This window comes from Nocardia coffeae, from assembly GCF_019890715.1.
GTDB lineage: Bacteria > Actinomycetota > Actinomycetes > Mycobacteriales > Mycobacteriaceae > Nocardia > Nocardia jiangxiensis.
The window spans coordinates 174,517-201,317 of record NZ_JAINZY010000008.1; the positions used below are offsets into that span (position 1 = coordinate 174,517).

The 26,801-nt window shown below is 67.4% G+C and carries 26 protein-coding genes; 18 read left to right on the forward strand and 8 right to left on the reverse strand.

The annotated features are described in order from the left end of the window. The first annotated feature begins 88 nt into the window (after positions 1–88). Genes K7711_RS27460 through K7711_RS27495 form a run of 8 tightly spaced genes read left to right on the forward strand, consistent with a single transcriptional unit; the run spans position 89 to position 7,747 of the window. A complete protein-coding gene (locus K7711_RS27460; protein ID WP_222972346.1) occupies positions 89–1,723 on the forward strand; it encodes a nitrilase-related carbon-nitrogen hydrolase in 1,635 nt (544 codons plus the stop codon). Continuing rightward, positions 1,720–2,529 carry an oxidoreductase gene (locus K7711_RS27465; protein ID WP_222972347.1) on the forward strand — a complete coding sequence of 270 codons (810 nt, stop codon included), beginning with the start codon at positions 1,720–1,722 and terminating at the stop codon, positions 2,527–2,529. The genes K7711_RS27460 and K7711_RS27465 overlap by 4 nt, the downstream gene beginning before the upstream one ends. Positions 2,530–2,536: 7 nt before the next feature. Beyond that, the gene (locus K7711_RS27470; protein WP_222972348.1) at positions 2,537–3,478 is read left to right on the forward strand and encodes an alpha/beta hydrolase family protein; all 942 of its coding nucleotides are present in this window, start codon (positions 2,537–2,539) and stop codon (positions 3,476–3,478) included. Between the two features lie 10 nt (positions 3,479–3,488). After that, positions 3,489–4,610: an aromatic ring-hydroxylating dioxygenase subunit alpha gene (locus K7711_RS49015; RefSeq protein WP_222972349.1), complete on the forward strand. Its 1,122-nt coding sequence runs from the start codon at positions 3,489–3,491 to the stop codon at positions 4,608–4,610. Beyond that, positions 4,607–5,296 carry a hypothetical protein gene (locus tag K7711_RS27480; protein ID WP_222972350.1) on the forward strand — a complete coding sequence of 230 codons (690 nt, stop codon included), beginning with the start codon at positions 4,607–4,609 and terminating at the stop codon, positions 5,294–5,296. The genes K7711_RS49015 and K7711_RS27480 overlap by 4 nt, the downstream gene beginning before the upstream one ends. After that, positions 5,293–6,210 (forward strand): hypothetical protein, encoded by a 918-nt coding sequence (locus K7711_RS27485; RefSeq protein WP_222972351.1) that lies wholly within the window; start codon positions 5,293–5,295, stop codon positions 6,208–6,210. Before K7711_RS27480 ends, K7711_RS27485 begins: the two co-directional genes overlap by 4 nt. After that, on the forward strand, positions 6,207–6,974 hold the full coding sequence (locus K7711_RS27490) for an SDR family oxidoreductase (protein ID WP_308014971.1): 768 nt from the start codon (positions 6,207–6,209) through the stop codon (positions 6,972–6,974). Before K7711_RS27485 ends, K7711_RS27490 begins: the two co-directional genes overlap by 4 nt. Positions 6,975–7,003: 29 nt before the next feature. Then, positions 7,004–7,747 (forward strand): maleate cis-trans isomerase family protein, encoded by a 744-nt coding sequence (locus K7711_RS27495; RefSeq protein ID WP_222972352.1) that lies wholly within the window; start codon positions 7,004–7,006, stop codon positions 7,745–7,747. 43 nt (positions 7,748–7,790) lie between these two features. Here K7711_RS27495 and K7711_RS27500 read toward each other — a convergent pair whose 3' ends face one another. Beyond that, positions 7,791–8,684, reverse strand: a complete 894-nt coding sequence (locus tag K7711_RS27500; protein ID WP_222972353.1) for a DUF4437 domain-containing protein — start codon at positions 8,682–8,684, stop codon at positions 7,791–7,793. Between the two features lie 80 nt (positions 8,685–8,764). Between K7711_RS27500 and K7711_RS27505 the strand changes: the two genes are divergently transcribed. The 3 genes from K7711_RS27505 to K7711_RS27515 all read left to right on the forward strand — a co-directional run bounded on the left by K7711_RS27505 (position 8,765) and on the right by K7711_RS27515 (position 11,241). Continuing rightward, positions 8,765–9,334: a TetR/AcrR family transcriptional regulator gene (locus K7711_RS27505; RefSeq protein WP_222972354.1), complete on the forward strand. Its 570-nt coding sequence runs from the start codon at positions 8,765–8,767 to the stop codon at positions 9,332–9,334. A 30-nt stretch (positions 9,335–9,364) separates the two neighbouring features. Beyond that, a complete protein-coding gene (locus K7711_RS27510; RefSeq protein ID WP_222972355.1) occupies positions 9,365–10,108 on the forward strand; it encodes a maleate cis-trans isomerase family protein in 744 nt (247 codons plus the stop codon). Positions 10,109–10,296: 188 nt separating this feature from the next. After that, positions 10,297–11,241: an alpha/beta fold hydrolase gene (locus tag K7711_RS27515; RefSeq protein WP_222972356.1), complete on the forward strand. Its 945-nt coding sequence runs from the start codon at positions 10,297–10,299 to the stop codon at positions 11,239–11,241. Here K7711_RS27515 and K7711_RS27520 read toward each other — a convergent pair. Then, positions 11,204–12,679, reverse strand: a complete 1,476-nt coding sequence (locus K7711_RS27520; RefSeq protein ID WP_308014972.1) for a dihydroorotase — start codon at positions 12,677–12,679, stop codon at positions 11,204–11,206. The genes K7711_RS27515 and K7711_RS27520 overlap by 38 nt on opposite strands. A gap of 298 nt (positions 12,680–12,977) precedes the next feature. On the opposite strand from K7711_RS27520, the gene K7711_RS27525 reads away from it, so the two are divergent. Beyond that, positions 12,978–13,649, forward strand: a complete 672-nt coding sequence (locus K7711_RS27525) for a GntR family transcriptional regulator (RefSeq protein ID WP_222972357.1) — start codon at positions 12,978–12,980, stop codon at positions 13,647–13,649. Here the strand turns inward: K7711_RS27525 and K7711_RS27530 are convergent. Beyond that, a complete protein-coding gene (locus K7711_RS27530) occupies positions 13,623–14,789 on the reverse strand; it encodes a maleate cis-trans isomerase family protein (RefSeq protein ID WP_235747868.1) in 1,167 nt (388 codons plus the stop codon). The two genes, K7711_RS27525 and K7711_RS27530, sit on opposite strands and share 27 nt — an antisense overlap. Positions 14,790–15,111: 322 nt before the next feature. Between K7711_RS27530 and K7711_RS27535 the strand changes: the two genes are divergently transcribed. The 6 genes from K7711_RS27535 (at position 15,112) to K7711_RS27560 (ending at position 21,547) form a co-directional block, all read left to right on the forward strand. After that, complete coding sequence (locus K7711_RS27535) at positions 15,112–16,431, forward strand: purine-cytosine permease family protein (RefSeq protein WP_222972359.1); 1,320 nt, start codon at positions 15,112–15,114, stop codon at positions 16,429–16,431. After that, complete coding sequence (locus K7711_RS27540) at positions 16,428–17,837, forward strand: amidase (protein ID WP_222972360.1); 1,410 nt, start codon at positions 16,428–16,430, stop codon at positions 17,835–17,837. Before K7711_RS27535 ends, K7711_RS27540 begins: the two co-directional genes overlap by 4 nt. Positions 17,838–18,029: 192 nt before the next feature. Further along, positions 18,030–18,866: an ABC transporter ATP-binding protein gene (locus tag K7711_RS27545; protein ID WP_222972361.1), complete on the forward strand. Its 837-nt coding sequence runs from the start codon at positions 18,030–18,032 to the stop codon at positions 18,864–18,866. Continuing rightward, positions 18,863–19,612, forward strand: coding sequence for an ABC transporter permease (locus tag K7711_RS27550; protein ID WP_222972362.1), 750 nt, complete (start codon positions 18,863–18,865; stop codon positions 19,610–19,612). The genes K7711_RS27545 and K7711_RS27550 overlap by 4 nt, the downstream gene beginning before the upstream one ends. Next, complete coding sequence (locus K7711_RS27555) at positions 19,609–20,397, forward strand: ABC transporter permease (RefSeq protein WP_308014973.1); 789 nt, start codon at positions 19,609–19,611, stop codon at positions 20,395–20,397. Before K7711_RS27550 ends, K7711_RS27555 begins: the two co-directional genes overlap by 4 nt. A 58-nt stretch (positions 20,398–20,455) precedes the next feature. Further along, positions 20,456–21,547, forward strand: coding sequence for an ABC transporter substrate-binding protein (locus K7711_RS27560; RefSeq protein ID WP_222972525.1), 1,092 nt, complete (start codon positions 20,456–20,458; stop codon positions 21,545–21,547). A 27-nt stretch (positions 21,548–21,574) separates the two neighbouring features. Here the strand turns inward: K7711_RS27560 and K7711_RS27565 are convergent, their stop codons facing one another. The 5 genes from K7711_RS27565 to K7711_RS27585 form a co-directional block, all read right to left on the reverse strand. Continuing rightward, positions 21,575–22,420: a transglutaminase family protein gene (locus K7711_RS27565; RefSeq protein ID WP_235747869.1), complete on the reverse strand. Its 846-nt coding sequence runs from the start codon at positions 22,418–22,420 to the stop codon at positions 21,575–21,577. 13 nt (positions 22,421–22,433) lie between these two features. Next, the gene (locus K7711_RS27570) at positions 22,434–23,408 is read right to left on the reverse strand and encodes an alpha-E domain-containing protein (RefSeq protein WP_222972363.1); all 975 of its coding nucleotides are present in this window, start codon (positions 23,406–23,408) and stop codon (positions 22,434–22,436) included. 8 nt (positions 23,409–23,416) lie between these two features. Next, positions 23,417–25,006 (reverse strand): circularly permuted type 2 ATP-grasp protein, encoded by a 1,590-nt coding sequence (locus K7711_RS27575; RefSeq protein ID WP_222972364.1) that lies wholly within the window; start codon positions 25,004–25,006, stop codon positions 23,417–23,419. Positions 25,007–25,096: 90 nt separating this feature from the next. Continuing rightward, positions 25,097–25,750: a GntR family transcriptional regulator gene (locus K7711_RS27580; RefSeq protein ID WP_222972365.1), complete on the reverse strand. Its 654-nt coding sequence runs from the start codon at positions 25,748–25,750 to the stop codon at positions 25,097–25,099. Positions 25,751–25,791: 41 nt separating this feature from the next. Beyond that, positions 25,792–26,784 (reverse strand): isopenicillin N synthase family dioxygenase, encoded by a 993-nt coding sequence (locus tag K7711_RS27585; RefSeq protein ID WP_235747870.1) that lies wholly within the window; start codon positions 26,782–26,784, stop codon positions 25,792–25,794. Positions 26,785–26,801: the final 17 nt, after the last annotated feature.

The window sequence follows — 26,801 nt, forward strand, 5'->3', positions numbered from 1 at the left end:
TGGACAGATCCGCACCGCCGGTACAGAATCGCACTTATTGGAAACGTCGTTTCGTTCTCCGAAACGCGTTCGATTGGAGGTGCGCGTGATGACGCGAGTCGCCGCCGCCCAGCTCGCCGCCGGGACCGATGTCGCGGCCAACCTCGACACCTGCCTGCGCGTCGTCGACGCCGCCGCGGCGGCCGAGGCCGACCTGGTGGTGCTGCCCGAATTCTGTAACCACCTATCGTGGTACGCCGACCGCGCCCATGCGCACCGAATGGCGTGCCGGCTCGAAGATCGATTCCTGACCGCAATCGCCGACCGCGCCGCGCGGCACCGGATGTACGTCAAGATCGGCGTCACACTCGCCCGCGAGAACGGTCGCACCACCGGTACCGGTCTGCTGTTCGGCCCGGACGGCGCGCTGCTGGGACAGTCCGACAAGCAGATCCTGATGGGCGCGGAGAACGATCACCTCGATCGCGGCGAGACCGATTCGGCGATTATCGACACCACGATCGGCCGGATCGGCATGTACGCCTGCATGGAGGGCGTCATCTGCGAGGTGACCCGCTCACTCGCGGTGCGCGGCGCGCAGATGCTGCTCAACAGTCTCAACTCCTTCGCCACCGATGAAGCGAGCCTGCACGTTCCGGTGCGAGCGGCCGAGAACAAGGTGTGGGTGGTGGCCGCCAACAAGGTCGGCCCGCTGCTGCCCGCGGACCGACTGCCCGATATCGCGGCACGTCTGGGGGTCCCCCCGGATCTGTTGCACGGTGCGGGTGAGAGCCAGATCGTCGCCCCCGACGGCACCGTCGTCGCCCGCGCGCCGCGGCAGGGTGAGGCGGTGATCGTCGCGGATATCGACATCACACGCGCGGATGACAAGCGTCGCCCCGACGGCACCGACGTCCTGGCCGCCCGGCGACCATCGATCTACACCGCACAGGCGGCTCGGTCCGCCCGGCACGCCCCGGCGGGCGCGAAGACCCTCGAGGTTGCCGCAACCCTCGCCGATCCGAACGTGATCGCCGAAACAGCCCGTGCCGGAGCGGAATTGATCGTTCTGCCGGAGCTGTCCGGGGAGGTGGACGAAGTCGCCGCCGCCTTGCGCGGCACCACCGCGCACGCGGTCCTGTCGATCCGCGAGGGTGGCGCGCATGTCGCGCTTCTGGTCGACGCGACCGGCATCATCGGCCGTCGACGACAGCTGCACCACACCGAGCGCCACCCCTGGCTCACCGAACTCGGAACCGAGCTCGAGATCTTCGAATTGCCCTGGGGGCGATTGGCTCTCGTTCTCGGCGACGACGCCCTGTTCCCCGAGACGTTCCGTTCGGCCGCCCTCGCCGACGCCGATGTCGTCGCCGTCCCGCGCAGCCCCGGCGAACCGTGGGAAACCCGGCTGGGCCTGCCCGAGCGCGCGGCCGAGAATCGGCTCAACATCGTTGCCGCAGCGGCAGATCCGACAGGTTCGCTGGCCGCGTCGATCTGTGCGCTGAGCCCCGATTTCACCCTGTGGACGGCCTGGCAGGGCCCGTTCACCGGCGTGATCAGCCATCCCGAAGTGATTTCCGCATCGCCCGGGGCCACCCGGGTGCGGGCCGCCGTGCGACCCGCACAGGCGGTGAATCGTGCCGTCTCGCGTGGCACCGATCTGGTGGCGGGACGCCCCGCCGCCGCCCTCGCCGCCCTCCTGCGCGAACCCGCCACCGCGACAACCGAACCGGAGCTGCCATGAACGAAACCCTGCAACACGTCGAGCAGATGGTCGATGAGAACCCCCGCGTCGACGTCACCGAGACCTTCACCGAATGGCAGGATCTGCTGGCCGGATTGACAGCGAAGATCGCGGACCGATTCGAACTGACCCGCGATCCGTGCACCACCGATCTGGAGTCCTACGGCGATCCGAACACCGGCCCGTCGGGCCGCCTCGCCGCCTACACCGGACCCGAGATCGATTGGCTGGTGCACTCCTGGATCGGCGATCCCCGAACCGGTTTCGTGAATATGCATCTCACCGCATGGCTGGGCCCGCAGGTCCGCGTACCCCATCTGGCCTCCGCGCTGCTGCTGTGGCCGCAGGGCTGGTTCTACGTGGACGCGGTGCCGCGCGGCGATCTGGTCGGCGACGGCGACTACTACGACAGCTATTACGCCGAGGCCGACGAACCGTGGCTGAGCTTCAAGGAGGATCACCCGGATTTCACCTGGTTCACCAGTCGCACCGGATTCATCCGCACCAGCCTGTCCCCGGTCGCCTACTGCTACTCGTTCCCGCCGACCCGCCCGAATCTGGACACCGTGGCCGAACTGCTCACCGCCAAGGTCGATCAGTGGCTCGGCTGGGTCGATGCCGCCGAACCGGTCCCCGACGACGAGCGTGCCGCCCTCGCGGACCGGGACCTGCGCATCCGCCGCAACATCGCCGAGCGCGATCCCGCGAATGTCATGGGCGAGCGCATGTTCGGGGCCGAGCTCACCCAGCGTCTCGTGCGCGCCCTGTGGGGCGGGGACCGGGTCCTGCCGCGGCCGGTGAGGTGAGCGGCGTATGCGATTGATCCGCTCGCTGTGGTGGTCGGCGCGCACCGACGGTGACGCACCGTTCGACACCGCACATCTGAAGGTCTACTACCCCGCCGTGGCGTCCGGCGACGACGCCGAACGGCTCACCGGCGTCTTCGCCCCCGATCCGGCCGACGCACCCTATCCGGTGGTGCTGTTCCTGTCCGGTGTCAATGTCGGGCAGGACTCCTATCGCCGCTTCGCCACCGCCATCGCCGAATCCGGTTATGTCGTGGTCACTTTCGATCGCGTGGCGGATCTGTTCGGCGGACAGCGCGGGCTGACGCCGGGCGTGGATCTGGCAGCGGCTCGCCCCGACGCCTACGGCACCCGGCCCACCTGTCCGACCATCCCGGCGGTGCTCGACGCGCTGGCCGAGCTCAACGAGATCGAACCTCTCTGCGGCGCATTGGATCTCGATCGGATAGCCCTCGGCGGGCATTCCGCGGGCGGCACCGTCGTATTGCAGTCCGCGCGCTTCTTCCCCGCCGTGCGGGCGGTCTTCGCCTGGGGCGCGCACACCATGGTCGCGACCATGCTGGGCTGGGATCCGGGTACCGTGCTTCCGGCTCAGGTGAGCTGTCCGGTCCTGCTCGGGGTCGGCGGCAACGACGGCGTGATCAAGGGCAGCGCCGACCGCTACGGCGAACGGCAGGATCGGCCGGATCCGGTGGCCCGCACCTTCACCGAGGCCCTGCCCGAGGGCGATCACCTGCTCGCGATCGTGCCGGGCGCCAATCATTTCGGCATCGCCGACGCCGACCCGACCGCCGCCCGGGCCTTCCTGGACGATGCCGCCGACACCGAGGCGCTGATCCCGTTCGCTCGATTGACCACGCTGTTCCTGGACGCCCACCTGAAGGATTCGGCGACCTCCCGCGACGAGCTGGCGGGTTTCGACGACGGACTGCTGCTGAAGCGGCGCTGAGGAGATCACGGTGCTCAAGAACTTCTGGTACGCACTCGAATTCGCGGATAAGCTCGGCCGCACGCCGCGCCGGGTGCGCTGTCTGGGCCAGGATTTCGTGCTCTACCGCACCGAATCGGGCGCCCCGATCTGCCTGTCGGACCTGTGCGTGCACCGCGGCGGCGCGCTGTCGATGGGCACGGTCAGCGGAGATTGCATCACCTGTCCGTACCACGGCTGGCGCTACGACTCCACCGGCGTCTGCGTGCGCATCCCCGCCAACGCACCCGAACGCGCCATCCCCCGCAAGGCGCGGGTGGACGCCTATCCGGCCGTGGAACGGTACGGCATGGTGTGGGCGTTCCTCGGCGATCTGCCCGAACAGCAGCGGCCGCCGATCCCGGAGATTCCGCAGTGGGGCGATCCCGGCTTCCGGGCCGTGCAGTACGAGATGGTGGTGGACGCCAACTACGAACGCACCTTCGAGAACGTCGTGGACGCCTCGCACACCCCGTTCGTACACGGCACCGCCTTCGGCAATCCGGACCGGCCGGAGATTCCGGATTTCCGGGTGCGCCAGACCGACTGGTCGGCGGAGGCGGATATTCCGCTGAGCCCGCCCCCGCCGAAGGGCCTGTGGGGCTTACTGTTCCGCGGCAAGCCGCGGCCGGAGTTCGTCACCGTCACCAATGCCTGGTATCTGCCGAATATCGTCAAACTGCACGTGCGACTGCCGGTCGGCGATCTGCTGCTCTACGACTTCAACATCCCGCTCTCCCAGGAGCGCACGCTGATCAAAATTCTCGGCTTCCGCAATTTCTTCACCGGTGCGTGGGCCGACAGCAACGCCCGCAAGCGGATCGAGAAGATCCTGCTGCAGGACCGACCCGTAGTGGAATCCCAACGCCCGGAACTACTTCCGTTCGATCTGTCCGATGAACTGCATGTGCGCAGCGATGCCCTGCAGGTCGCCTATCGCCGCCGCCGCGCCCAGCTGATCAAGGACGGCTGGTGGGTCGGCGGCGACGACGTCGTCATCGGCGACTCGCCGCGTCGGCGGGCCACCGTCCTGGCCTCGCCCGCACGCCACGACAACCCAGAACTCGCCGCCGCCTGGGTGCACAAGGCCCGCCAAGGAGGAGACCCACGATGAGCCGGACCGCCGACCTGAGCAACCGAACTCTCGAAACACTGTCCAGCGCACTGGGTTGCAGCGTCGCCGACGATGCCGAGCTGACCAGTGCGATGTCGCCGGAGCCGGTGGGCAGGCTGCGGGTCGCCCGCGGCGGACCGATCGACAAGGTGGTGACCGTCGATCTGGTGGTGCCGCCCATCGGCCTGGACAGCCACATGATCTTCGCCTTCACCGAACCCGATTCCGCCGTACCGCATTTCACGCTCGATGCGGTCCACCACGGCGAGTACTACGCCATGCATCTGGACCTCGTTCCACGTGCGGACCTCGCGGTGAATCTGGCCTATCTGGATGCCGCCTATCTGCCGCTGACACCCCTGCTGGATGCGGCCTGGCAGATCGAAGGCGTCTCGGCCGCGGCCGTGGGTCCGCGGCAGCGGGCGATGATGTCGCCGTGGATGGTGGTGTGCCGGGCCACCGAATCGGCGTTCGGCGAACTCGGCGGGACGGTGGAGGCGTACCTGGAGCACTGGATCTCCCTGCTGGACAAGGGAGTTCCAGCCCCCGAAGCCGACCTCCCGGCGCGCGATCTCACCAACCGGGCCAATATCTTCAGCCCCGAGGTAGACCCGGTGTGGCAGCAGGTGACCCGGTTACTGGGCGTCGAACAGTCCGAGCGGATCCGCCGGGAGCTGGCACGATGAGTGCGCAATCGACACCCAGCCGATGGCAGCAGCGCATCGCCGGGGAATGGGTCGGCCGCCCCTCCCTGTTCGACGCCGAGGGCGTGTGGCTGGGTTTCGAGGACATCCGCCGGTCCTCGGTCTTCGAGGACGGACAGACGACGTATTACATGGACGGCGGGCTCACCGGCGGCGGGAAACTGGCCGGGCGATTCGCCCTCGGCGCGCCGTTCGAATTCGGGGTGCTGGACTCCGATGGCGACCGGATCTACACCGGGCCCGATTTCTACGGATCCGGCCAGCCCTATGGCGGTTTCGTCGACGCGAACTATTACGGCCCCGGCTGGCAGGTTTCGCTGAACACCTGGAATCAGACCGTCGCCGACACGCAGATCTACTCGTCGGTGCTGTATCAGGGCCCGGCGATGGTCGGGGTCTTCACCGGTCTCTACACCCGCGATCCGGCATTGGCGCAACAGCGAATCGACACCGAAACTCGCTGCGGAGGCGTGACATTCACCTTTCCGACCAAGGACCAGAGCTGTTACGCCGGCGATCTGGAACTGTGGTCGGCCGATCAGCAGAGCATCGGCAAGTCGCGGATGACCCGTACGGTCGCCCCGCGTGATCTGCTCACCGCCGAACATCGCCTGAGCCTGGCGGGACCGATCGAATCCGATCTCCGCTTCACCGTGCGGCGGGACGGGGCCCGCTCCTTCCACGAGGGCCCGGACGCCTACGGCAGTGGACTCGCCTGCGGCCGTGCGAATTTCGTCCGCCTGCACTACGCCGACGGCCGCCGGACGATCGGCCGGGAATTCATGATGGACGCCGAACCGGGTATGGGCGCCGGATCGACGATCGCGGTCGCGTATCAACTGTTCGAACACAACCGGCTCGCGGCCGTCATGCACGGCGTGCTGGAGCGACAGTGAGCAGCGTGGTCATCACCGGTGCCACCCGAGGCATCGGCCTGGGGATGGCACGCGCGCTACTCGCCCGCGGGCATCACGTCGCGGTGTGCGGAACCGATCCCGCGCGAATCGAGTTGGTGCGCGGCGAATTCGGCGACAAGGCAGTGGTATCCGCCGCCGACACCACCGACCGGGACGATATGCGCGCACTGTGGGATGCGGCGGCCGAACGATTCGGCGGCGTGGACATCTGGATCAACAATGCCGGCGTATCGCACACCCGCACGCCCCTGTGGGAGCTACCGGCGGCCGAGGCGCGAAAGGTGGTCGACACCAACCTGATCGGCGTCCTGAACGGATGTGCGGTGGCGATCACCGGTATGCGGGATCGGGGCGGGCACGTCTGGAATATGGAGGGCCTGGGCAGCGACGGGCGGACGGTACCGGGGCTCGGCGTCTACGGTGCCACCAAACGCGCGGTCCGCTACCTCACCGCCGCACTGGCGAAGGAGGTTCCGGACGGAGTGTCGGTCGGCGTCCTCAGTCCCGGCATGGTCACCACGGACCTGCTCACCCACGGATACGACGATCCGGCCGAATTGGCCGAGGCCAGGCGAATTTTCACCATTCTGGCCGATCCGGTGGACACCGTCGCCCCCTGGCTCGCCGAGCGGGCGATGACTCACACTCGCAATGGAGCCCGGGTGTCCTGGCTCACCACGGGCAAGGTGATCCGCCGTTTCGCCGCCGCGCCGTTCCACACCCGCGACCCGTTCGCGGCCTGAGCGATCCCCCGCACGAGAGGAGAATTCCCATGCCCGATGTACTCGGCTGGCGAGCCAAGTTCGGAGTGCTGGCCCCCTCGACCAATACCGTCGTCGAAGCGGATCTGACCCGGCTCGCGGTGCCGGGCGTGACCGCGCACATCGGCCGGATCCATATCCGCGATCAGGACATGGGCGACGACGCCGGCATGGAACGGTTGCTCGACCAGATTCGCGAGGAGATCGTCGCCGCCTGCGAACGGGTGCTGACCTGCGAACCGGATTACATGGTGATGGGCATGTCGGCCGAAACCTTCTGGGGCGGAGTCGAAGGCAACCGCCGATTCGTCCGGCAGATCCACGAGGTGACCGGCTTGCAGGTCGCCACCGGAGCCGAGGCGTGCCGCCGCGCACTCGAACACACCGGGGCCCGCCGCATCGGCGTGGTCACCCCCTATCAGGCCGTAGGCGATGAGAATGTGGTGCGATTCTTCGGCGAGCTGGGTTTCGAGGTTCGCCGAATCAAGGGATTGCGCTGTCCCACAGCGGTTTCCATCGCCCACGTCACCGAGGACGAACTCCGGGCGGCGCTGCTCGAGGTCGACGGCGACGATGTGGACGCGCTGGTGCAGTGCGGCACGAATCTGTCGATGGTGCGACTGGCCGACGAGGCCGAACGCTGGCTCGGCAAGCCGGTGCTGGCGATCAATGCCGCCATCTGGTGGATGGCGCTGCGCGACAACGGTTTCACCGATCGCATCGAGGGCGCCGGATCGCTCTTGCGCGAGCACTGAGCGATCCGTGGCCCCTCCGCCGCGACGGAGGGGCCACACCGAATCACTGCCGGCTCGGATTCGCCCATGCGCCGATCGATGCCGACCGCACCGGTTCGATGAACTTCGGCGGGAGGGTGTCCGGGAATTCCGGACCCCAGTTGGTCGCGGTGCCCGACATGGTGACCGTCGCATCCTCGGTGTACCAGTCGACGAGATCCGCATCGGACCGGATGATCCAGGTGCATCCCCGCTCGGCATCGGCGGTGAAATCGCCGTGCCGGATGAAGGCGGGCCGCCAGAAGTACGTACCCGGCCACATGGACCCGAAGTTGTACTCGAAACCACCGTCCAGGCAGTACGCCTCCTCACTGCACGGATGGTGCGCGAGCGGCACCTCCCGCCAGCCGGGCTTGGCCTTGATCAGGCGGGTGTAGAACCCGGTCTGCTCATCCCGGTGCAGCAGTTTGATGTACAAACCGGGCACCGGCGTGCCACCCAGATCGAAGCGCATGGGACTGCCGTCCTTCACATCGATCCACGGCATCGCCGCGGTGTCCCGGACGACGAGTTTCTGGTCCGGACGGACGAATTCGCGATCTTCGCCGGTCGGCTCGAACTGCCAGCCGCCGTGTTCGCGGAACAGCAGGATCTCGGTGCCCGCCTCGACCCACAGCGGCGGCGTCCACACGCCCGCGGGCGCGGTCCAATATCCCTGCGGGCCGAGTTCGTTCTCGCCCAGGGTGATTCGTCCGGACAGCACGAACCATTCGGTCTCGGCCGCATGCACCCCCGCCGGACGGGACCAGTCGCTGGTGAATCCGACTTTCAGCGAGGCCGAGCCGTCCTCCTCGTCGTAGCTGAGGTTGCGCTGTTCGGCGCTTCCGGTGGCGTGCTGAAATTCGGCCGGATGCCAGATCAGGTCTTCGGCATCGATGAGTTCGACGTGCGGGCGCATGGATCCTCCTGCGGCAGCGGTGTTTCCAATACAGAATGTAGCGCTTACCAATAAGCAACACAAGATGTATCGTTTATCAGGTGAACAGACCCGGACGCCCTGCCGGACCGGCCAGCGAGACCGCCGAGATCGTGCTCACCGCCGCCTTGGAGCTGATCCTCACCGAGGGCGCCGCGGCGTTGACCCCGCAGCGACTGCACGGCATGACCGGCGTTGCCCGCACCACCATCTACCGCCACTGGCCCACGCCCAAGGATTTCCTCGCCGCACTGATCACCGTCGCGCCGCACCCCTCCCCCGCACCCACCGGCGATCCGGTCGCGGATCTGCACGCGGAGGTCGATTCACTCTGTGATCGCCTGCGCGACAAGCCCGTTGCCGCATTCCTGCGTGCCCTGGTCACCGCGTCGGCCACCGATCCGGACTGTGTCGAACTGCGGCACCGCTACGTCACCGATCTGCTGGCGCCCTTCCGGGCCGCGGTAGCCGCGGCCGGGGTGCGCGATCGGGCCGCGATCGAGGAGATCGCCATGACCATCGTGGCCCCGCTGCTGGTCGACGTGCTGCTGCTGGACGGTCCCGCCGATCGGGAACGGGCACATCGGGCGGTCGGCGATGCCCTGAACCGCATTCCGGCGCAACGCCCCTGACCGGAATCGCCAGCCGCCGAGGAGTTCGACATGACCAATACCGTGGGACCCCGCGCCGTCTTCGGCGTCATCGTGCCCAGTACGAATACTGTTGTCGAGCACGACTATTGGCGGGCCGGACTGCCCGGAGTGAGCTACCGGGCCGGTTCGATGTACATCCCGGATCCGGTGATGGGCGACGACGACGATTTCCGGGCACTGCTGGGCCAGATCCGCGCCTCCATCGATACCGCGGTGCGCGATGCCCTCACCGCCGAACCGGATCGCATGGTCATGGGCATGTCCGCGGAGACGTTCTGGGGTGGCGTCGCGGGCAATGCGGCATTCGAGCAGCGCCTGCGGGACAGCACCGGCCTGCCGGTGACGACCGGGGCGAGCGCGTGCCGAGCGGCGTTGCACGCGTTGGGATGTCGGCGCATCGCGGTGTTCTCGCCGTATCAGCCGATCGCCGACGAACAGGTCGGCACCTTCTTCCGCGAGGCCGGTTTCGAGGTCGCCGCGATCACCGGACTGCACTGCCCGACCGCGATGGATATCGCCAGGGTCGAGCCCGATCGGTTGCGCGCGGTGGTCGCGGAATTGGACGGCCCGCAGGTGCAGGCCATCGTGCAGGTGGGCACGAATCTGTCCTTCGTCGCGACGGCCGACGAGCTCGAGCGCGAGCTGGGCAAACCGGTGATCGCGATCAATGCCGCGACGCTGTGGCATGCGTTGCGTGAGCACGGGATCGACGATCGCGTCGAGGGAGCCGGGCGGCTGCTGCGCGAGCACTGATGCACGACGGCCGCGTCGGCCGAATCTCGCGTCCACCTGCACACAGGCCATGTTTCGCCGTACAATTTCTATGTGCGAAACGTCGTTTCGCACATAGAAACACACCGGCGACCGCGTGATTCTGTCTCCGGCCCGCCCGGCACAGGCAGTCACCATCGGAAACCGCCTGTCCCGCATGTGGAGTCGCGATGAACCTTCGAGCCTCGACCCTGATCCTTCTCACCGCGGGCTGCCTCACCGCAGCCGGATTCACCCCAGCCGCCGCGGATACCACTCGATTACCCGGATCGATCGATCTGCCTTGCGCGGCACGCATCCTGCGTCAGGACGCCGCGTGGTATCTCCCGTCCCAAATACCTCGCGGCCTGGTCTGGTTACAGCACGGCTTCGCCCGCGCCGAGACCAACGTGGCCGGTCTCGCCCGAACCCTGGCCGCGGCAGGGTATCTCGTGTTCACTCCCAGCCTGCCGTTCCTGAACCTCGACGGGTGCACCCTGCAGAACCTCGGTGACAACACGCCGTTCCTCGACCAGGTGGCTCGATTGTTCGGCACCGCAACCGATCCCGCCGGACAGCTGGCCACCGCGCTCGACGCCGCGGCCGAACGCGCCGGAATCACCCCGCCCGCGCACCCGCAGCAGTTCGTCTTCATCGGTCATTCGGCCGGAGGCGAGGCGGTCGAATACGTCGCTCACCGCCTGCACACCAGCTATCCGAGCGCGTGGGCGAATCTGCGTGGCCTGATTCTGCTGGACCCGGTGAAATCCCTGCTCGGTGCGAACACCGACACCGCCCTCGCCGATCTGGCCTCCACCGAACTCCCGATCCTCAGCGTCTCCGGCCCGCCGGGCCCCTGCAACAACTTCGGCAGCGGCACCACCGCCCTGCAAACCCACCTGCATCGCCCTGTCCTCGGCGTCCGCCTCACCACCGGCGAGCACACCGACGCCGAAGGCGGCACCACCGATCCTCTGGCCGAATTGTTCTGCGGGACACCACAACCAGGTAATACGTCCATCTTGCGGGAACTGACCGTCGGGTGGGCCGGTCGATACTTCTCGGGCGCCACCGATTACCTCACCGGCACTACGGCACTCACACCAGCGAGTTTCCAGATTCTCGCCGGAACGTAGCCACGCGCTCCGGCGACCCGGCGTCATTGTCGGCTGCCCGGTGTCCGCGACGTCGCACGAATTGCCCGGTCGGTCCGGGATCGTGGAATCCGTTGTCGTCGAGCATGACTCGCCCGCGTGCGATGACGATCTGCGGCCATCCGCGCAACTCCTGCCCATCGAACGGCGAGAAGTCCGTGCCCATGTGCAGATCCGACGCGACGACCGCACGAGTCCGGTCCGGGTCGAAGACGACGAGATCGGCGTCGTAGCCGACGGCGATGGCCCCTTTGCCAGGCAGCCCGTTGATCCGGGCCGGGGCCGCGGCGAAGACCTCCACGAATCGCTGGAGCACGGCAGGATCCGAGGTGGCACCCAACGCGTCCGACAACATCGTGAACGTGACCGGCATCCGCGTCTCGACTCCGGGCAGGCCGTGTGGCATCTGGCGGATATCGTCGCGGCGCTCGCGCTTCTGCGTCAGGTCGTAGCAGGAGTGATCGCTGGCGATCGTATCGATCGCTCCGGCAGCGAAACGTTCGCGCAGCGCCGCAACGGTTTCCGGCGAGCGCATAGGCGGACAGCAGGCGAACCACTCCGGGAGTTCGCCGGAGTAGACGCGTTCGTCGAGTGCCAGATAGTGCGGGCAGGTCTCGGAGTGCACATCGAGCCCACCCGCCCGCGCCGCGTCGACCAGGTCGACCGCGCCGGGCGTGGACTGATGCACGAAATACACTGCCGCACCGATATATTCGGCCATGGCCAGCACCTCGCGCACCGATGCCTCCTCGGCGAGTTCCGGTCGGGTCCGGTGCAGATGCCGAATTCCCGCCTCCCCCGCGGCGGCATGGCGCTCGGTGCAGTCCACGATCATCGCGTCGTGCTCGGCATGGACATAGGTCAGGCCATCCAGCCGGGCCATTTCCCGCATGACCTTCAGGACGGTGTCGTCGTCGGCCATCGTCGTCCCGCGATTGGTCGTGTACACCTTGACCGATCGGATGCCGAGACCCGCCAGTTCCGCCAGTTGGCCGGGAATGGTTGGGTCCCAGTCGATCACGCACGCGTGCAACGCGACGTCGCAGCGGGCCTGCCGGGCCAGCTCCAGCTTGTTGCGAGCCGCGGCGAGCGGGGTTTCGGTGCCGTCACGAGGGATGCCGAAGTCCATGATCGTGGTCGTGCCGCCCCACAGCGCGGCGCGGGAGGTGAGCGCATAGTCGTCGAGAGTGCGGTAGCGGCCGGTGATCTGTGCGACGTGACAGTGTCCATCGACGCCGCCCGGGATGACGACGCGGCCCGCCGCCTCGATCACCCGGGTCGCCACCGGGATCGGCTCCGTGGCGTCCAGGACCGCCGCGATACGCCCGCGATCGACGACTATGTGCGCGGGTCGGGCATGAGTCGCGTCGACGGCGAGGGCATGGGTGACAACGAGATCCGGTATGCGTCCCTCGATCACAGCGTCGCCCCGTTCCCGGGCGGCGGCCCGGTTCTGCGCACTCGTTGCACGATAGCCTCCCGTCAGAACCAGTTTGGTATACCAAAGCCTGCCCAGCGGAGCATCCCCGGTCAAGATTGCTTGGTATACCTTAATCAGGGATTAACATGGTCAGCACCGGTGAGGACCCGCCCGGGAGCACAGCTCACGATCGCCGGAGCCGCCTGATCGCGAGCGGCCGAGTAGTGTGGCATCACTTTGGTATACCGCAACCCGACACAACAGGGCGATACCGAGATTCGACGGATGAGGTGATCCAGTGACGACGGAGCAGACCGCGACCGTCCTCGAATGGACGCGACTGCGCGACGAGGTCTGTGAACAGCTGCGGGATCGGATCATCGCCGGGCAGTTCGAGCCGGGGCACCGGCTCGTGGAACGCGATCTCGCCGAGCAGTTCGGCGTGTCACGGATTCCCGTCCGGGAGGCGATCCAGACCCTGATCACCGAGGGCTTCGTGGAGGTGCTGTCCCCGCGCAAGATCGTGGTGAAACGAATTTCGCAGCGTGATGTCGAGGAATTGTTCGGTGTCCGGGAGGCGCTGGAGACATACGCGGCCCGCGAGGCTACGCTGCGCGCCGACGCCGGCGACCTGCGCACGTTGCAGCGCCTGGTCGAGAAGGCGCGGCGGGCGACCTTGTCCGGCCATCCCGACCGGATCAGCCGGGCCAACGCCGAATTCCACCGGCACATCATCGATATGGCCGGTAATCGGCTGTTGGCCGACCTGCTGCGGCCGCTCGAGGGGCGGCTGCGGTGGCTGTTCCAGCAGATCGACGACCCGGGCCAGTTGTGGTGCGAGCATCGGGCGCTATACGAGGCGATCGCCTCGGGCGATGCGCAGATCGCCGCCGACCACGCGTTGCGCCATGTGCGGGAGAACCGGGCCATCGCCTTGAACCTGTTATTCCGTGACGACCGGACGCAGTGAGCGCGTGGCGATCTCGGCGTCGTCCAGGACCTGCGCAATCGCGTCCACCGCGACGTTCAGGGATTTGCGGTCCGCCTCGCCCCACTCCCGTTCGCACAGACTGTGTACCGACAGCCATCCCGCCATGGCCTCGTCGCGCACGACCGGCCCGAGCATCTGCGCCCGCACGCCGTAGACCTCCCGCAGCGCGATCGGCGGCTGCGGATCGTCACGGAAGTGGTCTTGCACCAACAGCTCCCGATGTTTCTCCAGCCACTCGACGGTGTTCAGCCGACGCTGGTCGAGCGAGGCATCCCGCCGGATCGAACGCACCCCGTCACGCAATGCCTCGGCAGCGGTGAGATCGACCTGCAGCCCCAGTTTGGGCAGATCGATGCGCAAGGTGGTTCGGTCTGCTCCGGTCGCGTCCAGTAGCGCCTCGACCGTGCGCTGAAATTCGTTCCGCACGTTACCCGCCCACGGCAGGTCCCCCCAGCCGGATACCCTCGCCCCGGTGGCCCGCAGGGTCCGCCACAACGTCGCGGTGACGCTGTCGAAGACCGGAATACCCAACTCGGCCTCGGCGCCCGCGGCCACCGCGGCCCCGAAGACGTTCGTGCACACCACCGCGACCGCATGCGCGTCGCGGGTCCCCGCCGCGGTCACCATCCGGCGCACCCGAGCCTCCGGCACCCCGGCGAACGCCGCGTTGTCGGTGAGACCGAGATGTTCCGCTGTGACGCAATCGATTCCCGCATCCCGATACACCGCGCGAATACGTTCGGTCACCTCGGTCGTATAGGGCACGACGAGCCCGAGACGGGTGACACCGTAGGCGCGGCAGGCTTCCAGCAGCGCCAGAGTCGATGTGGTGACCTCGATTCCGGTCGCCTCCGCGAGCGTGGCACACAGTGCGCGGTCGTGGTCGATTCCCAGCCACGATCCCGCGGTGCCGTTCCAGGCGATGATGTCCACGCCGGCGTCGGCCAGCGACCGCGCGGCCGCCAGCATCGGTTCGGTGCCGAACTGCCTGTCGGCGGCGGGGTCGAGTCCGATCCGGGTGACCGGTACGCGAGCGAAATGCACTGACACCCCGTCGATCTCGGACAACATCCGCGACGTCGTCGGCTCCAGGCAGGTGTTCGACGAGGGAACGATCATCCCGACTCGGTACACGTGTCACTCCTTCATGCGTTGAACCGGACCTTCGCACCGAGTTTGGTATGCCAAATCGCCGCACCTGTTACAGACAGGTTCTCACTCTGTTTCCCCGGAAAACGGCGCGTTAAGTTTGGTATTCCAAATTGCTCGCACGGTTCGTCCAAAAAAGTCATATGTACAGGTAGATGGCAATTTTTGCGACGAGGACATCGGCGGGAGAACCGGTTGACATCCGGCGCGACGCCCCCGAATCTCAGTGCTGTCCGGCTATTTGGAATACCAAAGAAGCCGGAGGCATCCCCTCTCTTCCGCTGGAGTAGTCATGTCCGCAAACTCCCACGAGCCGCACCTCGAACTGGCCGAGGAATACGAGCACGAACCCGTTCCCCACACCGCCCGCCGCAGCACGCTGTCCATCGCCGCGGTGTGGTTCGGGTTCCCGATGAACCTGGGCAACGCGGTCTTCGGTGGCGTGATCGTCTACAACCTCGGCGTCATCGCGGGCCTGGCCGCGCTGCTGCTGGGCAACCTCATCCTGTTCGGCTACGTCGGTGCGTTGAGCTACATCGCCGGACGCACCGGCAAGAGCTTCTCGCTTCAGGCCGCGGCCACCTTCGGCAGTACCGGCCGCCGGATCGCCGCGGCTTTCCTCGCGACCGTCGTCATCGGCTGGTTCTCCTTCCAGATCGGGCTCACCGGAACGACTCTGCGCGATGCGCTGGGCTGGCCCGCACTGCTGGCCGCCGCGGCCGGTTGTGTGCTGTACACCCTGGTGACCATCGTGGGCATCCGGGCGCTGTCCTGGCTCGGGATGATCGCGGCGCCGCTGTTCGTGGTGCTGGCCGCCGTGGCACTGTGGTTCGGGGCGTCCGGCAACGGGCTGACCGTGCACCAGGTGCTCGGCTACCACGGCGGCGGGACCGCGCTGTCGTTCGGCGCGGCGGTCAGCATCGTCGTGGCCGGGTTCGCCGACTCCGGCACCATGACAGCCGATTTCACCCGATGGGCGAAGAACGGCCGGGCCGCGGTCGGGGCCACCTTCTGGGCCTTCCCGATCTCGAACTTCATCGCGTACGCCATCGGCGGCCTGGTGGTCGCGGTCGGCGGATCGGCACATCCGGCCACCGACGGTGGCGGCTTCCTCGGACTGCTGACCGGGCACGGCCCGCTGCTGACCGGCATCGCGATCGCGTTCGTGTACATCAACCTCGGCTCCGTGGCCTCGCACTGTCTGTACAACGGGGCGCTGGGCTGGTCCGGCATCACCCGCCTCGGGATGCGGCCGGTCGCGGTCATCCTCGGCGTGGTCGGCCTGGTCACCGCACTCACCGGTGTGTGGAGCCACTTCCTGGACTGGCTCAATCTGCTCGGCATCTTCGTCCCGCCGATCGGTGCGGTCCTGATCGTCGACCAGTTGGTGCTGCGCCGCGCGATCGGACGAGAGTCTTTCCGCCCCACCGCTTTCGCCGCGTGGGCGCTGGGCGCCGCGGTCGCCACCGTGACGCACTATCTGGTGCCGGGCTCGGTCGACGCCGTGATCGGCATCGTGGCCGCCGGACTGGTGTACGCCGCGATGGAGAAGCTGCGCCGGCCGCGAACCGTCGCCGCGCTGGTCACCGAAACCCAGGTGGCACAGGCATGATCGATACGCGAACGACACAGCCGAGCGCCACCGAACTGGCACGCGGACTCGCCACCGGTGCACTGTCCCCGGTCGAGATCGTCGAGGACGCTCTGGCGCGCGTCGCGGAGGCCGACCCGGAACTGCACGCCTTCTGCACTCCGACTCCCGAGATCGCCCGGGACCGCGCTCGGCAGTCCGAGCGGGAGTTGCGCGCCGGAACGGCCGGGCCGCTGGCCGGGATCCCGTACGCGGTGAAGGATCTGATCTGCACCAAGGGAATTCGCACCACCTCCGGTTCCGTGGTGTACGCCGATTTCGTCCCCGAGCAGGACGACATCTGCGTCGAGCGGCTGGACGGCGCCGGTGCGATCAGCCTGGGCAAGACCAATGCCAGCGAATTCGGTTACAGCGCAACGGGAGCCAATCCGCTGTTCCCGACCACCCGCAACCCGTGGGATCCCACGCGCACCCCCGGTGGCTCCAGCGCCGGATCGGCGGCCGCGGTGGCGGCGGGCATGGTTCCGTTCGCCCTCGGCAGCGACGGCGGCGGCTCGATCCGCATCCCGGCAGCGCTCACCGGAACGGTCGGATTCAAACCCTCTATGGGACGAGTGCCGGTGTATCCGGGCTGCCGGGACGAGCGCTATCCGGGCGTCTCGGGATGGGAGAGCATCGAACACATCGGTCCCATCGCGCGCACCGTGCCGGACATCGCCCTGGCGATGACCGTGCTGGCCGGGCCCGATCCACGCGACCGGCACACGCTGCCCGCCGGTGACCTCGATTGGCAGGCCGCCGTCCGCGATCCGGACATCCGCGGCATGCGCATCGGCTACAGCGCCGACTTCGGCTACCTCACCGTCGATCCGGAGGTGCGCGCGGCGGCGGACCGCGCCGCTGCCGTATTCGAATCCGAACTCGGCTGTGTGGTAACCGAATTCGTACCGGACTGGGAGGATCCGGCACAGCACTTCACGGCACTGATCATGGCCGAGACCGATCTGGTGGGCATGCGCGCGCTGCTGCCCGAATTCCGGGAGCGGATATCCCCGCACCTGGTGGCCATGCTGGAAACCGACTGGACCGCAGAGGATTTCACCCAGGCGAACCTGATGCGCAAGTCCGTGGTCAACCGGATGGCCCGGCTCATGAGCCGCTTCGACCTGCTGCTCACGCCCACCGCGGCCGTCCCCGCCTTCCCGCTCGGCATCGAGGGTCCCACCGAAATCGACGGCCGGGCGGTATCGGCGACCGCCTGGCAGGGCTTCACCCCGATAGCCAACCTCACCGGCCAGCCAGCGATCAGCCTGCCCGCGGGCACGACCGCCGCGGGCCTGCCCATCGGCATCCAGCTCATCGGGCGACACCTCGCCGATGCCACCGTGCTGCGCGCGGCGGCAGCCCACGAACAGACCGATCGCTGAACCGATCCGGATGGTGTCGCACACGTTTCCCCGGTACCGGTCGGCCTCGGAGGCAGCGGCTCGTCGATCGGTGCGCCCGCCCGCAGCGGTGTCGCTGTGGGCGGGGCGCGATGGAACAGCACCGTAATGCGGTCGAAATATGGTGTGCCGATTCGCAATATCAGCGCAACCGACCGCTCCTAGGGTGGCCGCATGACCAAGCAAGCCGCGGGCACCGGGATTCACATCAGCGGCCTGAGCAAGACGTTTCGAGCGGGACGGCGCACGGTGTCGGCGCTGGATTCGGTCGACCTGCACACCGAGCAGGGCGCATTCGCCTCCCTGTTGGGCCCTTCGGGGTGCGGAAAGTCGACGGTGCTCAGGATCCTCGCCGGACTCGAGACACCCGCCGCGGGTGCGGTGAGCATCGACGGTGCGACACCGGCGGAACTGCGGCGGCGGCACGGATTCGGGATCGCGTTCCAGGACTCGGCGTTATTGCCCTGGCGCAGTGTGGAATCCAATATCAAACTGCCGTTGCAGGTGGCGGGGCTGGCGGTGAATCCCGCGACGATCGCCGATCTGATCGCGCTGGTCGGACTGGAAGGCTTCGAGAAGGCCAAGCCCGCGCAGCTCAGCGGCGGCATGCGGCAACGGGTCTCGATCGCGCGGGCACTGGTGCTCGAGCCGAGCGTACTGCTGCTCGACGAGCCGTTCGGCGCCCTCGACGATATGACCCGGCAGCGGCTAAACCTGGAACTGTTGCGCATCTGGACCGAGAAACCCGCCACCACACTGATGGTCACGCACGGTATCGGTGAAGCGGTGTTCCTGTCCGACGTGGTGGCGGTGATGAGTACCCGGCCCGGCCGGGTCGTGGAGACGGTGAAGATCGACCTGCCGCGGCCCCGCACACCGGAGATGATGCGCAGTCCCGAATTCCATCGGCTGCACGACTACCTGTCCGAGCTGCTGTTCGGTCGCGGCGGACACGGTGGTATCGAGGCGGAAGCCGAAGCCGCCCTGGATGTTCCAGGGGCCGGTCGATGAGGCGCGTCGGCGGCCTGCTCGGACTGGCATTGTTGGTCGCGCTGTGGTGGCTGCTCGCCGACCTCCACATCGACGGTGGCACCATACCGAGCCCGTGGCGGGTGCTGCACACGATGTACACCGACGGCTGGGCCCTCTACGGGCCGAACTTCCGGGTCACGGCTTCCGGTGCGCTGCAAGGGTTCGCGTGGGGCAACGGGCTGGCGATCGCGCTGGCGATCCTGGTGATGCTGGTTCCGCCGATCGAGTCGCTGGCCACCCAGCTGGCGATACTCAGTTATTGCACACCGCTGTTGGCGCTGGGGCCGATCATCCTGGTGGTCTTCGGCGGCCGCACGCCGACCGTCTTCCTGGCCGCCATGTACTGCTTCTTCACCACCATGGTCGGCACGGTGTCGGGCCTGCGCTCGGCCGACCGCACCAGCCTGGATCTGGTTCGAGCCTACGGCGGCGGGCGCTGGCAGCAGCTGCGGCGCGTGCAGCTCATCGCCGCGCTGCCGAATACCTTGGCGGCGTTGAAGATCGCCGCGCCCTCGGCGGTGCTGGGTGCGATCATCGGCGAGTATCTCGGTGGCATCGACAGCGGCATCGGCGTCGCTCTGACCGCGGCTCAGACCTCCTACAATGTGCCGCGCACCTGGGGTATGGCCCTGGCCGCCGCCGCACTCGCGGGGATCGGCTATGCGGCGGTGGCCCTGGTGGCGCGACTGGTGGCGCCCTGGACAGCACAGGAGGTGCGCTCGTGAACGCGCTGTGGCGGATCGTGAAATTCTTGCTCCCGCTGGTTGTTTCATTGATGCTGATGTTGGCGATCTGGTACGCGTTCCTGAACGCCTTCCCGCAGGTCGGGCCGCGGGTCGGCAAGTCCCCGGGCGACGTGTGGAACTATCTGGTCACCGGCCCCGGCGCCGATACCGCCCGCCAGGCGATCCTGTCCGATCTGCGAATCACCCTGCGCGATGCCGCGGTCGGGTTCGGCGGCGGGATGGCCGCGGCATTGGCGGTGGCGGCGCTGTTCGTCACGCTGCCCACGGTCGAGCAGTCGCTCATGCCGGTGGCGATGCTGTTGCGGTCGGTCCCGCTCGTAGCGCTGACGCCGATCATCGTGCTGGTCTTCGGGCGCGGGATCCTCGGGGTGACGGCGCTGGCCGGGATCGTGGTGTTCTTTCCGGCGTTGGTGATGATCATCACCGGTCTGCGCTCGGCCTCCCGCCAAGCGATGGAACTCGTTGCCGTATACGGCGGTTCGCGCTGGACTCGGCTGCGGATGGTCGCGGCGCCCGCCGCGCTGCCGTCGGTGTTCGCCGCGGCCCGAGTCTCGGTGCCGGGCGCGCTGATCGGTGCGCTGCTGGGCGAGTGGCTCGGCAGCGGAACGGGTTTGGGCGCCGGGCTGATCCGCGCCATCCCCACCTTCCAGTACAACAAGCTCTGGGCATCCATCGTGCTGGTGACGATCGTGTCGGTCCTGCTGTACGCGATCGTGGGCGTGCTGGAGAACCTGGTCCTGGCTCGTTTCGGTCCGGCGGCCTAATTTATCCAGCGGCAAAGTATTCGAAATCGAAGCACCTTACATTTCCGACATGACACGCATGAGCGGCCTCTCGTCGGCCCAGAAGTTTCCATCCCTGGACCGCCGGTCCTTCCTGCGCTTCTCCGCGTTCGCCGGTGTCGCACTCGGCGGCTCCGGTGTACTCGCGGCCTGCGGTAAGAGCTCGTCGGGCGGGAACAACGGCACCACCGCCGACGGGTCGAAATACGGTACCGTCGCGATCCAGTTGTCCTGGCTGAAGAACATCGAATTCGCCGGTGAGTACTTCGCCGACAGCAAGGGCTACTACCGCGACGCCGGATTCGGGCACGTGGATCTGATCGCCGGAGGCGCTGCCAGCACCTCGGTGGAGGCGGGCCTGGACACCGGCAAGATCTGGCTGGGAACCTCGGCGCCGCAGACGACCGCGCCGGCGGTTCTGGACGGGCTGAAGGCCAAGATCGTCGGCACGACATATCAGAAGAATCCGTTCTGCATCGTGAGTTCGGCGGCGAAACCGATCACCTCGCCGACGGAGATGAAAGGCCGGAAGATCGGCGTGCAGGACACCAATCAGTTGATCTTCCAGGCATTGCTCGCCGCGAACGGCATGACGCCCAGCGATGTTCGGATAGTGCCTGCCCAATTCGACCCGACCCCGCTGGCCAACGGTGAGGTGGACGGCTGGGTCAGCTACGTGACCAACGAGCCGATCACCCTGGCGGCCAAAGGTTTTCCGACCGCGCACTTCCTGTTCGCCGATTACGGCCTGCCGCTGACCGCCGAAACGCTGACCGTGCGCCAGCAGACCATCGACTCCGAGCGCGACAAGTTGAAGGCTTTTCTCACCGCGGAGATCAAGGGGTGGAAGGCCGCGGTCGCGGACCCGGCGCAGAGCGCACATCTCGCGGTCGACGTCTACGGCAAGGATCAGCGCCTCGACCTCGGCGAGCAGACCGACGAGGCCAAGGCGCAGAGCGATCTGGTCGTCTCGGGCGACACCGACGCCAACGGCCTGCTCTCCATGACCGACCATCTGATCGCCCAGAACATCGAGGCTCTGTCCAAAGCCAAGATCGATATCAAAGCCGAGCAGCTGTTCGACCTGTCCGTGCTGCGCGAGCTCTACGCCGAACACCCTGAGCTGAAGTAGAACTCGTTCGATTCCACCCGGCTCGTCTCAGGCGAGCCGGGTGATCTCCACGATCACATCCAGATCGGTGGAACGACCGCCGTGGAATATCCCCTTCAGGGGCGGGACGTCGGCGTAATCGCGGCCGACGCCGACGGAGATGTGCTGTTCATCGATGTCGGTGGCGTTGGTGGGGTCGTAGCCCCACCACGTTCCGGTGAACGCCTCGATCCAGGCATGGCTCTGGCCTGCGACGGTCTCACCGATACCGGCGTCGGGGTCGGGGTGCAGGTAGCCGGAAACGTACCGGCAGGGAATTCCCATGGCGCGCAACAACAACAGGGTCAGGTGGGCATAATCCTGACATACGCCTCTGCGATCGGTCCACGCCTGCACCGCGGAGGTGTGCACCGAGGTGGTGCCCGGGACGTAGGTCATCTGCGAATACACCCAGTCGGCCGCGCGCAGGACCGCCTCGGGCGGATCCACATCGCGCGCGAGTTCGTCCGCCGCACCGGCCAGTTCGCTGTCGGCGGGGACATACCCGGTGGGAACGAGGAATTCGGCGTAGAGATCGAGGTTGTCGTCGGAATGCAGTTCCGCCCAGGACCAGTGCGGTCCCGCGGGAGCGGTGCCGGACTCGGTCTCCACCACCGAGAGTCCGGTCACCGCCAGGGCCGAATGCGGGACGTGCAGATCGAAGGCGGTGACCGCGCTACCCCAGTAGTCCGTGTAACGGTACGGACGGGTCGCGGGAATGGTCTCGATGCGGTTCAGGATCACGTTCTGCCGACCGTCGGTCAGCGGCGTGAGCCTGGCTTCGTTGAAGGAGCGGGTGACCGCGTCGTCGTAGGCGAAACCCGTGGTGTGCACCACCCTCATACGCCGGCCCATGGCTGTTCCTCTCTCACAGTTCCCCGTCCACCACCGCGGTGGCGCCGAAGCGGTGGCGCGCGTCGGTCCAGGCGACCCACGGCGCGGCATGGAAATACTGCAGGGCGATGGCCTCGTTGACCTCTCGGCAGGTCTGCTGCAGATCGGCCAGCCGGGTCTGCAGTGCTTCCAGAAGGACTCCGGGAGCGAGGAATTCGAGTTCGCTGCGGGCCCTGCCGAGCAGGCGCTGCGCCTCGTTGCGGGACCCGACCCGGCTACCGGGGACCTGGTCGAGTTCGTGCAGACAGGTCTCGGCCAGCTGCACCGAGTGGAAGACCGAACGGGGAAAGAGTCGGTCCAGCAGGATGAACTCGGCCACCAGGCGTGCGTCGAGCACTCCGCGATGAGTACGCAGATACGCGTCGTGCGCCCCGGCCGAACGCAGCACACTGACCCACGCGGGGGAATTCGCGGGCTCGCCGCCACGCGAAAGCAGCAGGCGCACAGTCATATCCACGCGCTCGAGCAGACGCCCGAGCAGCAGGAAGCGGTACCCGTCGTCGCGGCTGAGGGTGGAGTCGGCCTGACCGGCGAACATCGCCGCGCGGTCCTCGACGTAGCGGAAGAACTCGTAGGGTCCCAGATCCCGGGCCGCGCGCATCGCGCCGCCGAGCCCGTTGTAGGCGGTGTTCAGGCATTCCCACAGTTCGGCCGAGGTCGCCTCCCGCGCACCCCGGGCATTCTCCCGGGCCGCCGAGATCGACGCGACGATCGAGGCCGGCTGGCCATGGTCGAAGGCCACCAGTTCGGTCAGCGACCAGACGTCGAGCTGCCCGTCGGGCAGGTCGATTCCCAGTACCCGCAACAGTTTTCGGGCCGCCCGGTCCGGATCGACGGTGACGTCCTCGAGGAGTTGGTGCACCGTGACGTCGAGGATCCGGGCGGTGTCGTCGGCTCGTTCGACATAGCGGCCGATCCAGAACAGTGATTCCGCGTTCCGCGCCAGCATCACGCCTCCTACTGCTGTTGTTGCTGCTGCGACTGGGTGACCGCCAGGGCGGGGCTCTGGTCGGCGTGATCGGTCACCTCGGGTTCACCCACGAGTTCGAGGGCGGCCTCCTCGCGCTCGCCGATGGTGCGCGAGGACAGCACCCAGGTGTCCTTACTGCCGCCGCCCTGACTGGAATTGACCACGAGCGAGCCCTCCGGCAACGCGACCCGCGTGAGACCACCGGGCAGCACCCACACGTCGTTGCCCTCGTTGACCACGAACGGCCGCAGATCCACGTGCCGGGGCGAGAGCGAGTCGCCGATCTTGGTCGGCACCGTCGAGAGCTGGACCACGGGCTGGGCGATCCAATTGCGCGGCTCCGAGCGGATCTTGCCGCGCACGATCTCGAGTTCCCGCGGGGAGGCATCGGGCCCGAAGACGATGCCGTATCCGCCGGAGCCCTCGACCGGTTTGATCACCAATTCTTCGATCCGGTCGAGCACTTCGGCACGTTCGTCGTCGAGCCAGCAGCGGAAGGTGTCCACGTTGGGAATCAACGGGCGCTCGCCGAGATAATACTCGATCATGGTCGGCACATAGGTATAGACCAGTTTGTCGTCGGCGACACCATTGCCGACCGCACTGGAAATCACCACGTTGCCCGCCCGCGCCGCATTCAGGATTCCTGCGACACCCAGCACCGAATCCGGATTGAAGTGCATGGGATCGAGAAAATCGTCATCGATGCGTCGATAGACCACGTCGACCTGACGTTCGCCGTGCGTGGTACGCATGTAGACCACATTGTCGCGGCAGAACAGATCCCGTCCCTCGACCAGCTCCACGCCCATCTGCCGGGCCAGCAGCGAATGTTCGAAATAGGCGGAATTGAACACTCCGGGCGTGAGTACCACGACGGTCGGATCGGCGGCATTGGTGGCCGCCGAAGCGCGCAGCGCCCGCAGCAGATGGCTCGGATAGTCCCCCACCGGACGCACCCGATGGGAGGCGAACAGGTCCGGGAAAACCCGGGCCATCGTGCGCCGGTTCTCCATCACATAGGACACCCCGGACGGCGAGCGCAGATTGTCCTCGAGTACCCGGAACACCCCCTTTTCGTCACGCACCACATCGATTCCGGCGACGTGGATGCGCACGCCGTTGGGCGGTGCGATACCCATCGCCTCGCGGTGGAAATTCGGGCAGGTGGTGATCAGCCGCCGCGGTATCACGTGATCCCGCAGAATATTCTGCTCACCGTAGATATCGGCCAGGAACATCTCCAGAGCCTTCACCCGCTGTGCGAAACCCTTTTCCAGCAGTGACCACTCCGTCGCCGCGATCACCCGGGGCACCAGATCCAGCGGAAAAGGCCGTTCCTGTCCGGAAAGGGAGAAGGTGATGCCCTGATCGATGAACGCCCGGCCCAGGGCATCCGAACGGGACACCAGCTCACCGACGTCCATCCGCATCAATCCTTTGTGCACACCGCGGTAGGGCTGGCGAATCCGCCCCGCGCGGTCGAACATCTCGTCGTGGGCATCCGAGTGCTGCTCGACGTGGTAGCCGTCGAAAATCCCCGGTGAATACTGCATGGGCTTGGCGACCGCTGTCATTGTCCGATGGTCCCGCATCGCGCGGCCCCGATGTCGTCACACAGGTAAAATTTTCGAACCAACCATGTTTCGCCGCAAAGGTTTTCGGTGCTATCCCAGCGCCAGCCGACGCATTCGCACGCCGAGCGCCGCGACGTGCGCGGCCGCGGCCCGCTCGGCACAGGCGGCGTCCCCGATCTCGATGGCGTGCGCGATCGCGACGTGCTCGGCGACCGCGAATCGACGTCCTGCCTCGTCCGACCACAGCCCGGTGTTGTACAGGTGCGCCTTCGCGTCGAGCCGGTGCAGCGCATCGCTCAGCGCCCGGTTGCCCGCGAGATCACGGACGGCGGTGTGGAATTCGAGGTCGTGGCGCGCCTCGGCGAGCGCGTCGGCCGGTTCGGCCAGCCGTGCCTGTTGCCCCTCGACCAGCGCCGCCAGTCGCCGCACGTCCGAGGCCGACGCCCGCAGCGTCGCCTCCCGCGCCGCGTATCCGTCGAGCAGCTCCCGCACAGCGAGCACGTCGGCGATTTCGCGCTCGTCGACGTGCGCGACGCGCGCCCCCGCGTGCGGGGTGTGCACCGCCAGCCCGTCGGCCACGAGCCGCTGCACCGAATCGCGCACCGGGCTGCGGCTCACATCGAGCGCGGCGGCGAGGGCGGGGACGCTCAGCGGCGCGCCCGGTGGCAGTTCGCCGGTGAAGATGCGGTCCAACAGCTGCTTGTAGACCGCCTCCCCGAGCAGGGAGTCCGAACCATCGCCCATCAGCGACGTCCTCCTCCCCCGCCCGGCTTCGACCGGCGCGCTCACGCTGTGCGGCCCGCGTAGTTCGCGGCAACCCGCTGTCGAAGGTACTCGGCCGCGGTGATCGGCGGGTAGGTGCCGCGCGGCGGTGCGATCACCACATCGCGGTCGGCCTGGGCGAAGAAGGGGATCGAGTAGCGCGACCCGGCGTACTCGCCCGCGCCGGGCACCCGGACCCGGTGGAACGTCGACAGCAGTGCGTCGTCGCTCCATCGCATGAGCATGTCGCCGATGTTGCAGGTGATCACGTCGTCGGCCGGTACGACCGGAGTCCACTCCTGGGCGTCCGCCTCGCGGCCGGGACAGACCTGCAAGCCGGCCTGCCCGTCGCGCTGGAACAGCAGTGTGAGGCAGTCGAAGTCGGTGTGCGCGCCCGCCCGCCAGGTGCCGGGGCGACCACGCAGCTCGTCGGGCAGCGCGTAGTAGTGGATCAGCCGCAGCGTCGACTGGTACTCCGCGGAGCCGGGATCGTGTGCGCGAGCGAAGAACTCGCGATCGAAGCCGAGCCGGTCGGCGAAACAGGACAGCACCCACATCGCGAGTTCCCAGCAGTGCCGCTCGAACTCCAACATGAAGTCCCGGAACCCCGGCAGCTCCTGCTCGGCGGGCCACAGCCCGGCCATGTGCGGGCGGGTGATCTGGTACGACTCCTTCTGGTCCGGAGTGCCCACCGACGGGCGGACCTGACTCGAGTACTCCCACCCCGCGTTGTTCGGTTTGTCCAGTGGCAGTGCGGATTTGGCCGGTTCCGGCAATGCGAAGAACTGCGCGGCACGCGCGAACGCCGCGTCCACCAGCGGCTGCGGGATCGAGTGATTCACCAGCTGGAAGAAGCCGATCTCGGTGGCGGCGCACCACAGCTGATCGGTGATCTCGGCACGCCGTGCCTCGCGGTCGGTCAGATCGATCCGCGGGACGCTGCGCGCCGTCTCCACTCCCGGGCCGCCCATCCGGCTCTCCAGGTCCAGCTCCTGCATGCGGTACTGCTCGGTCATCGTGTGTCTTCTCCTGT

Bases quoted from the DNA above. Each gene is read 5' to 3' on its own strand.
- K7711_RS27570 (WP_222972363.1), bottom strand. From the start codon at position 23,408: ATGCTGGCGCGGAACGCGGAATCACTGTTCTGGATCGGCCGCTATGTC.
- K7711_RS27565 (WP_235747869.1), bottom strand. From the start codon at position 22,420: ATGGGCCGGCGTATGAGGGTGGTGCACACCACGGGTTTCGCCTACGAC.
- K7711_RS27560 (WP_222972525.1), top strand. From the start codon at position 20,456: ATGAGCGGCCTCTCGTCGGCCCAGAAGTTTCCATCCCTGGACCGCCGG.
- K7711_RS27585 (WP_235747870.1), bottom strand. From the start codon at position 26,784: ATGACCGAGCAGTACCGCATGCAGGAGCTGGACCTGGAGAGCCGGATG.
- K7711_RS27485 (WP_222972351.1), top strand. From the start codon at position 5,293: ATGAGTGCGCAATCGACACCCAGCCGATGGCAGCAGCGCATCGCCGGG.
- K7711_RS27460 (WP_222972346.1), top strand. From the start codon at position 89: ATGACGCGAGTCGCCGCCGCCCAGCTCGCCGCCGGGACCGATGTCGCG.
- K7711_RS27550 (WP_222972362.1), top strand. From the start codon at position 18,863: ATGAGGCGCGTCGGCGGCCTGCTCGGACTGGCATTGTTGGTCGCGCTG.
- K7711_RS27530 (WP_235747868.1), bottom strand. From the start codon at position 14,789: ATGATCGTTCCCTCGTCGAACACCTGCCTGGAGCCGACGACGTCGCGG.
- K7711_RS27535 (WP_222972359.1), top strand. From the start codon at position 15,112: ATGTCCGCAAACTCCCACGAGCCGCACCTCGAACTGGCCGAGGAATAC.
- K7711_RS27580 (WP_222972365.1), bottom strand. From the start codon at position 25,750: ATGGGCGATGGTTCGGACTCCCTGCTCGGGGAGGCGGTCTACAAGCAG.
- K7711_RS27510 (WP_222972355.1), top strand. From the start codon at position 9,365: ATGACCAATACCGTGGGACCCCGCGCCGTCTTCGGCGTCATCGTGCCC.
- K7711_RS27480 (WP_222972350.1), top strand. From the start codon at position 4,607: ATGAGCCGGACCGCCGACCTGAGCAACCGAACTCTCGAAACACTGTCC.
- K7711_RS27540 (WP_222972360.1), top strand. From the start codon at position 16,428: ATGATCGATACGCGAACGACACAGCCGAGCGCCACCGAACTGGCACGC.
- K7711_RS27500 (WP_222972353.1), bottom strand. From the start codon at position 8,684: ATGCGCCCGCACGTCGAACTCATCGATGCCGAAGACCTGATCTGGCAT.
- K7711_RS27575 (WP_222972364.1), bottom strand. From the start codon at position 25,006: ATGACAGCGGTCGCCAAGCCCATGCAGTATTCACCGGGGATTTTCGAC.
- K7711_RS27495 (WP_222972352.1), top strand. From the start codon at position 7,004: ATGCCCGATGTACTCGGCTGGCGAGCCAAGTTCGGAGTGCTGGCCCCC.
- K7711_RS27545 (WP_222972361.1), top strand. From the start codon at position 18,030: ATGACCAAGCAAGCCGCGGGCACCGGGATTCACATCAGCGGCCTGAGC.
- K7711_RS27470 (WP_222972348.1), top strand. From the start codon at position 2,537: ATGCGATTGATCCGCTCGCTGTGGTGGTCGGCGCGCACCGACGGTGAC.
- K7711_RS27515 (WP_222972356.1), top strand. From the start codon at position 10,297: ATGAACCTTCGAGCCTCGACCCTGATCCTTCTCACCGCGGGCTGCCTC.
- K7711_RS27465 (WP_222972347.1), top strand. From the start codon at position 1,720: ATGAACGAAACCCTGCAACACGTCGAGCAGATGGTCGATGAGAACCCC.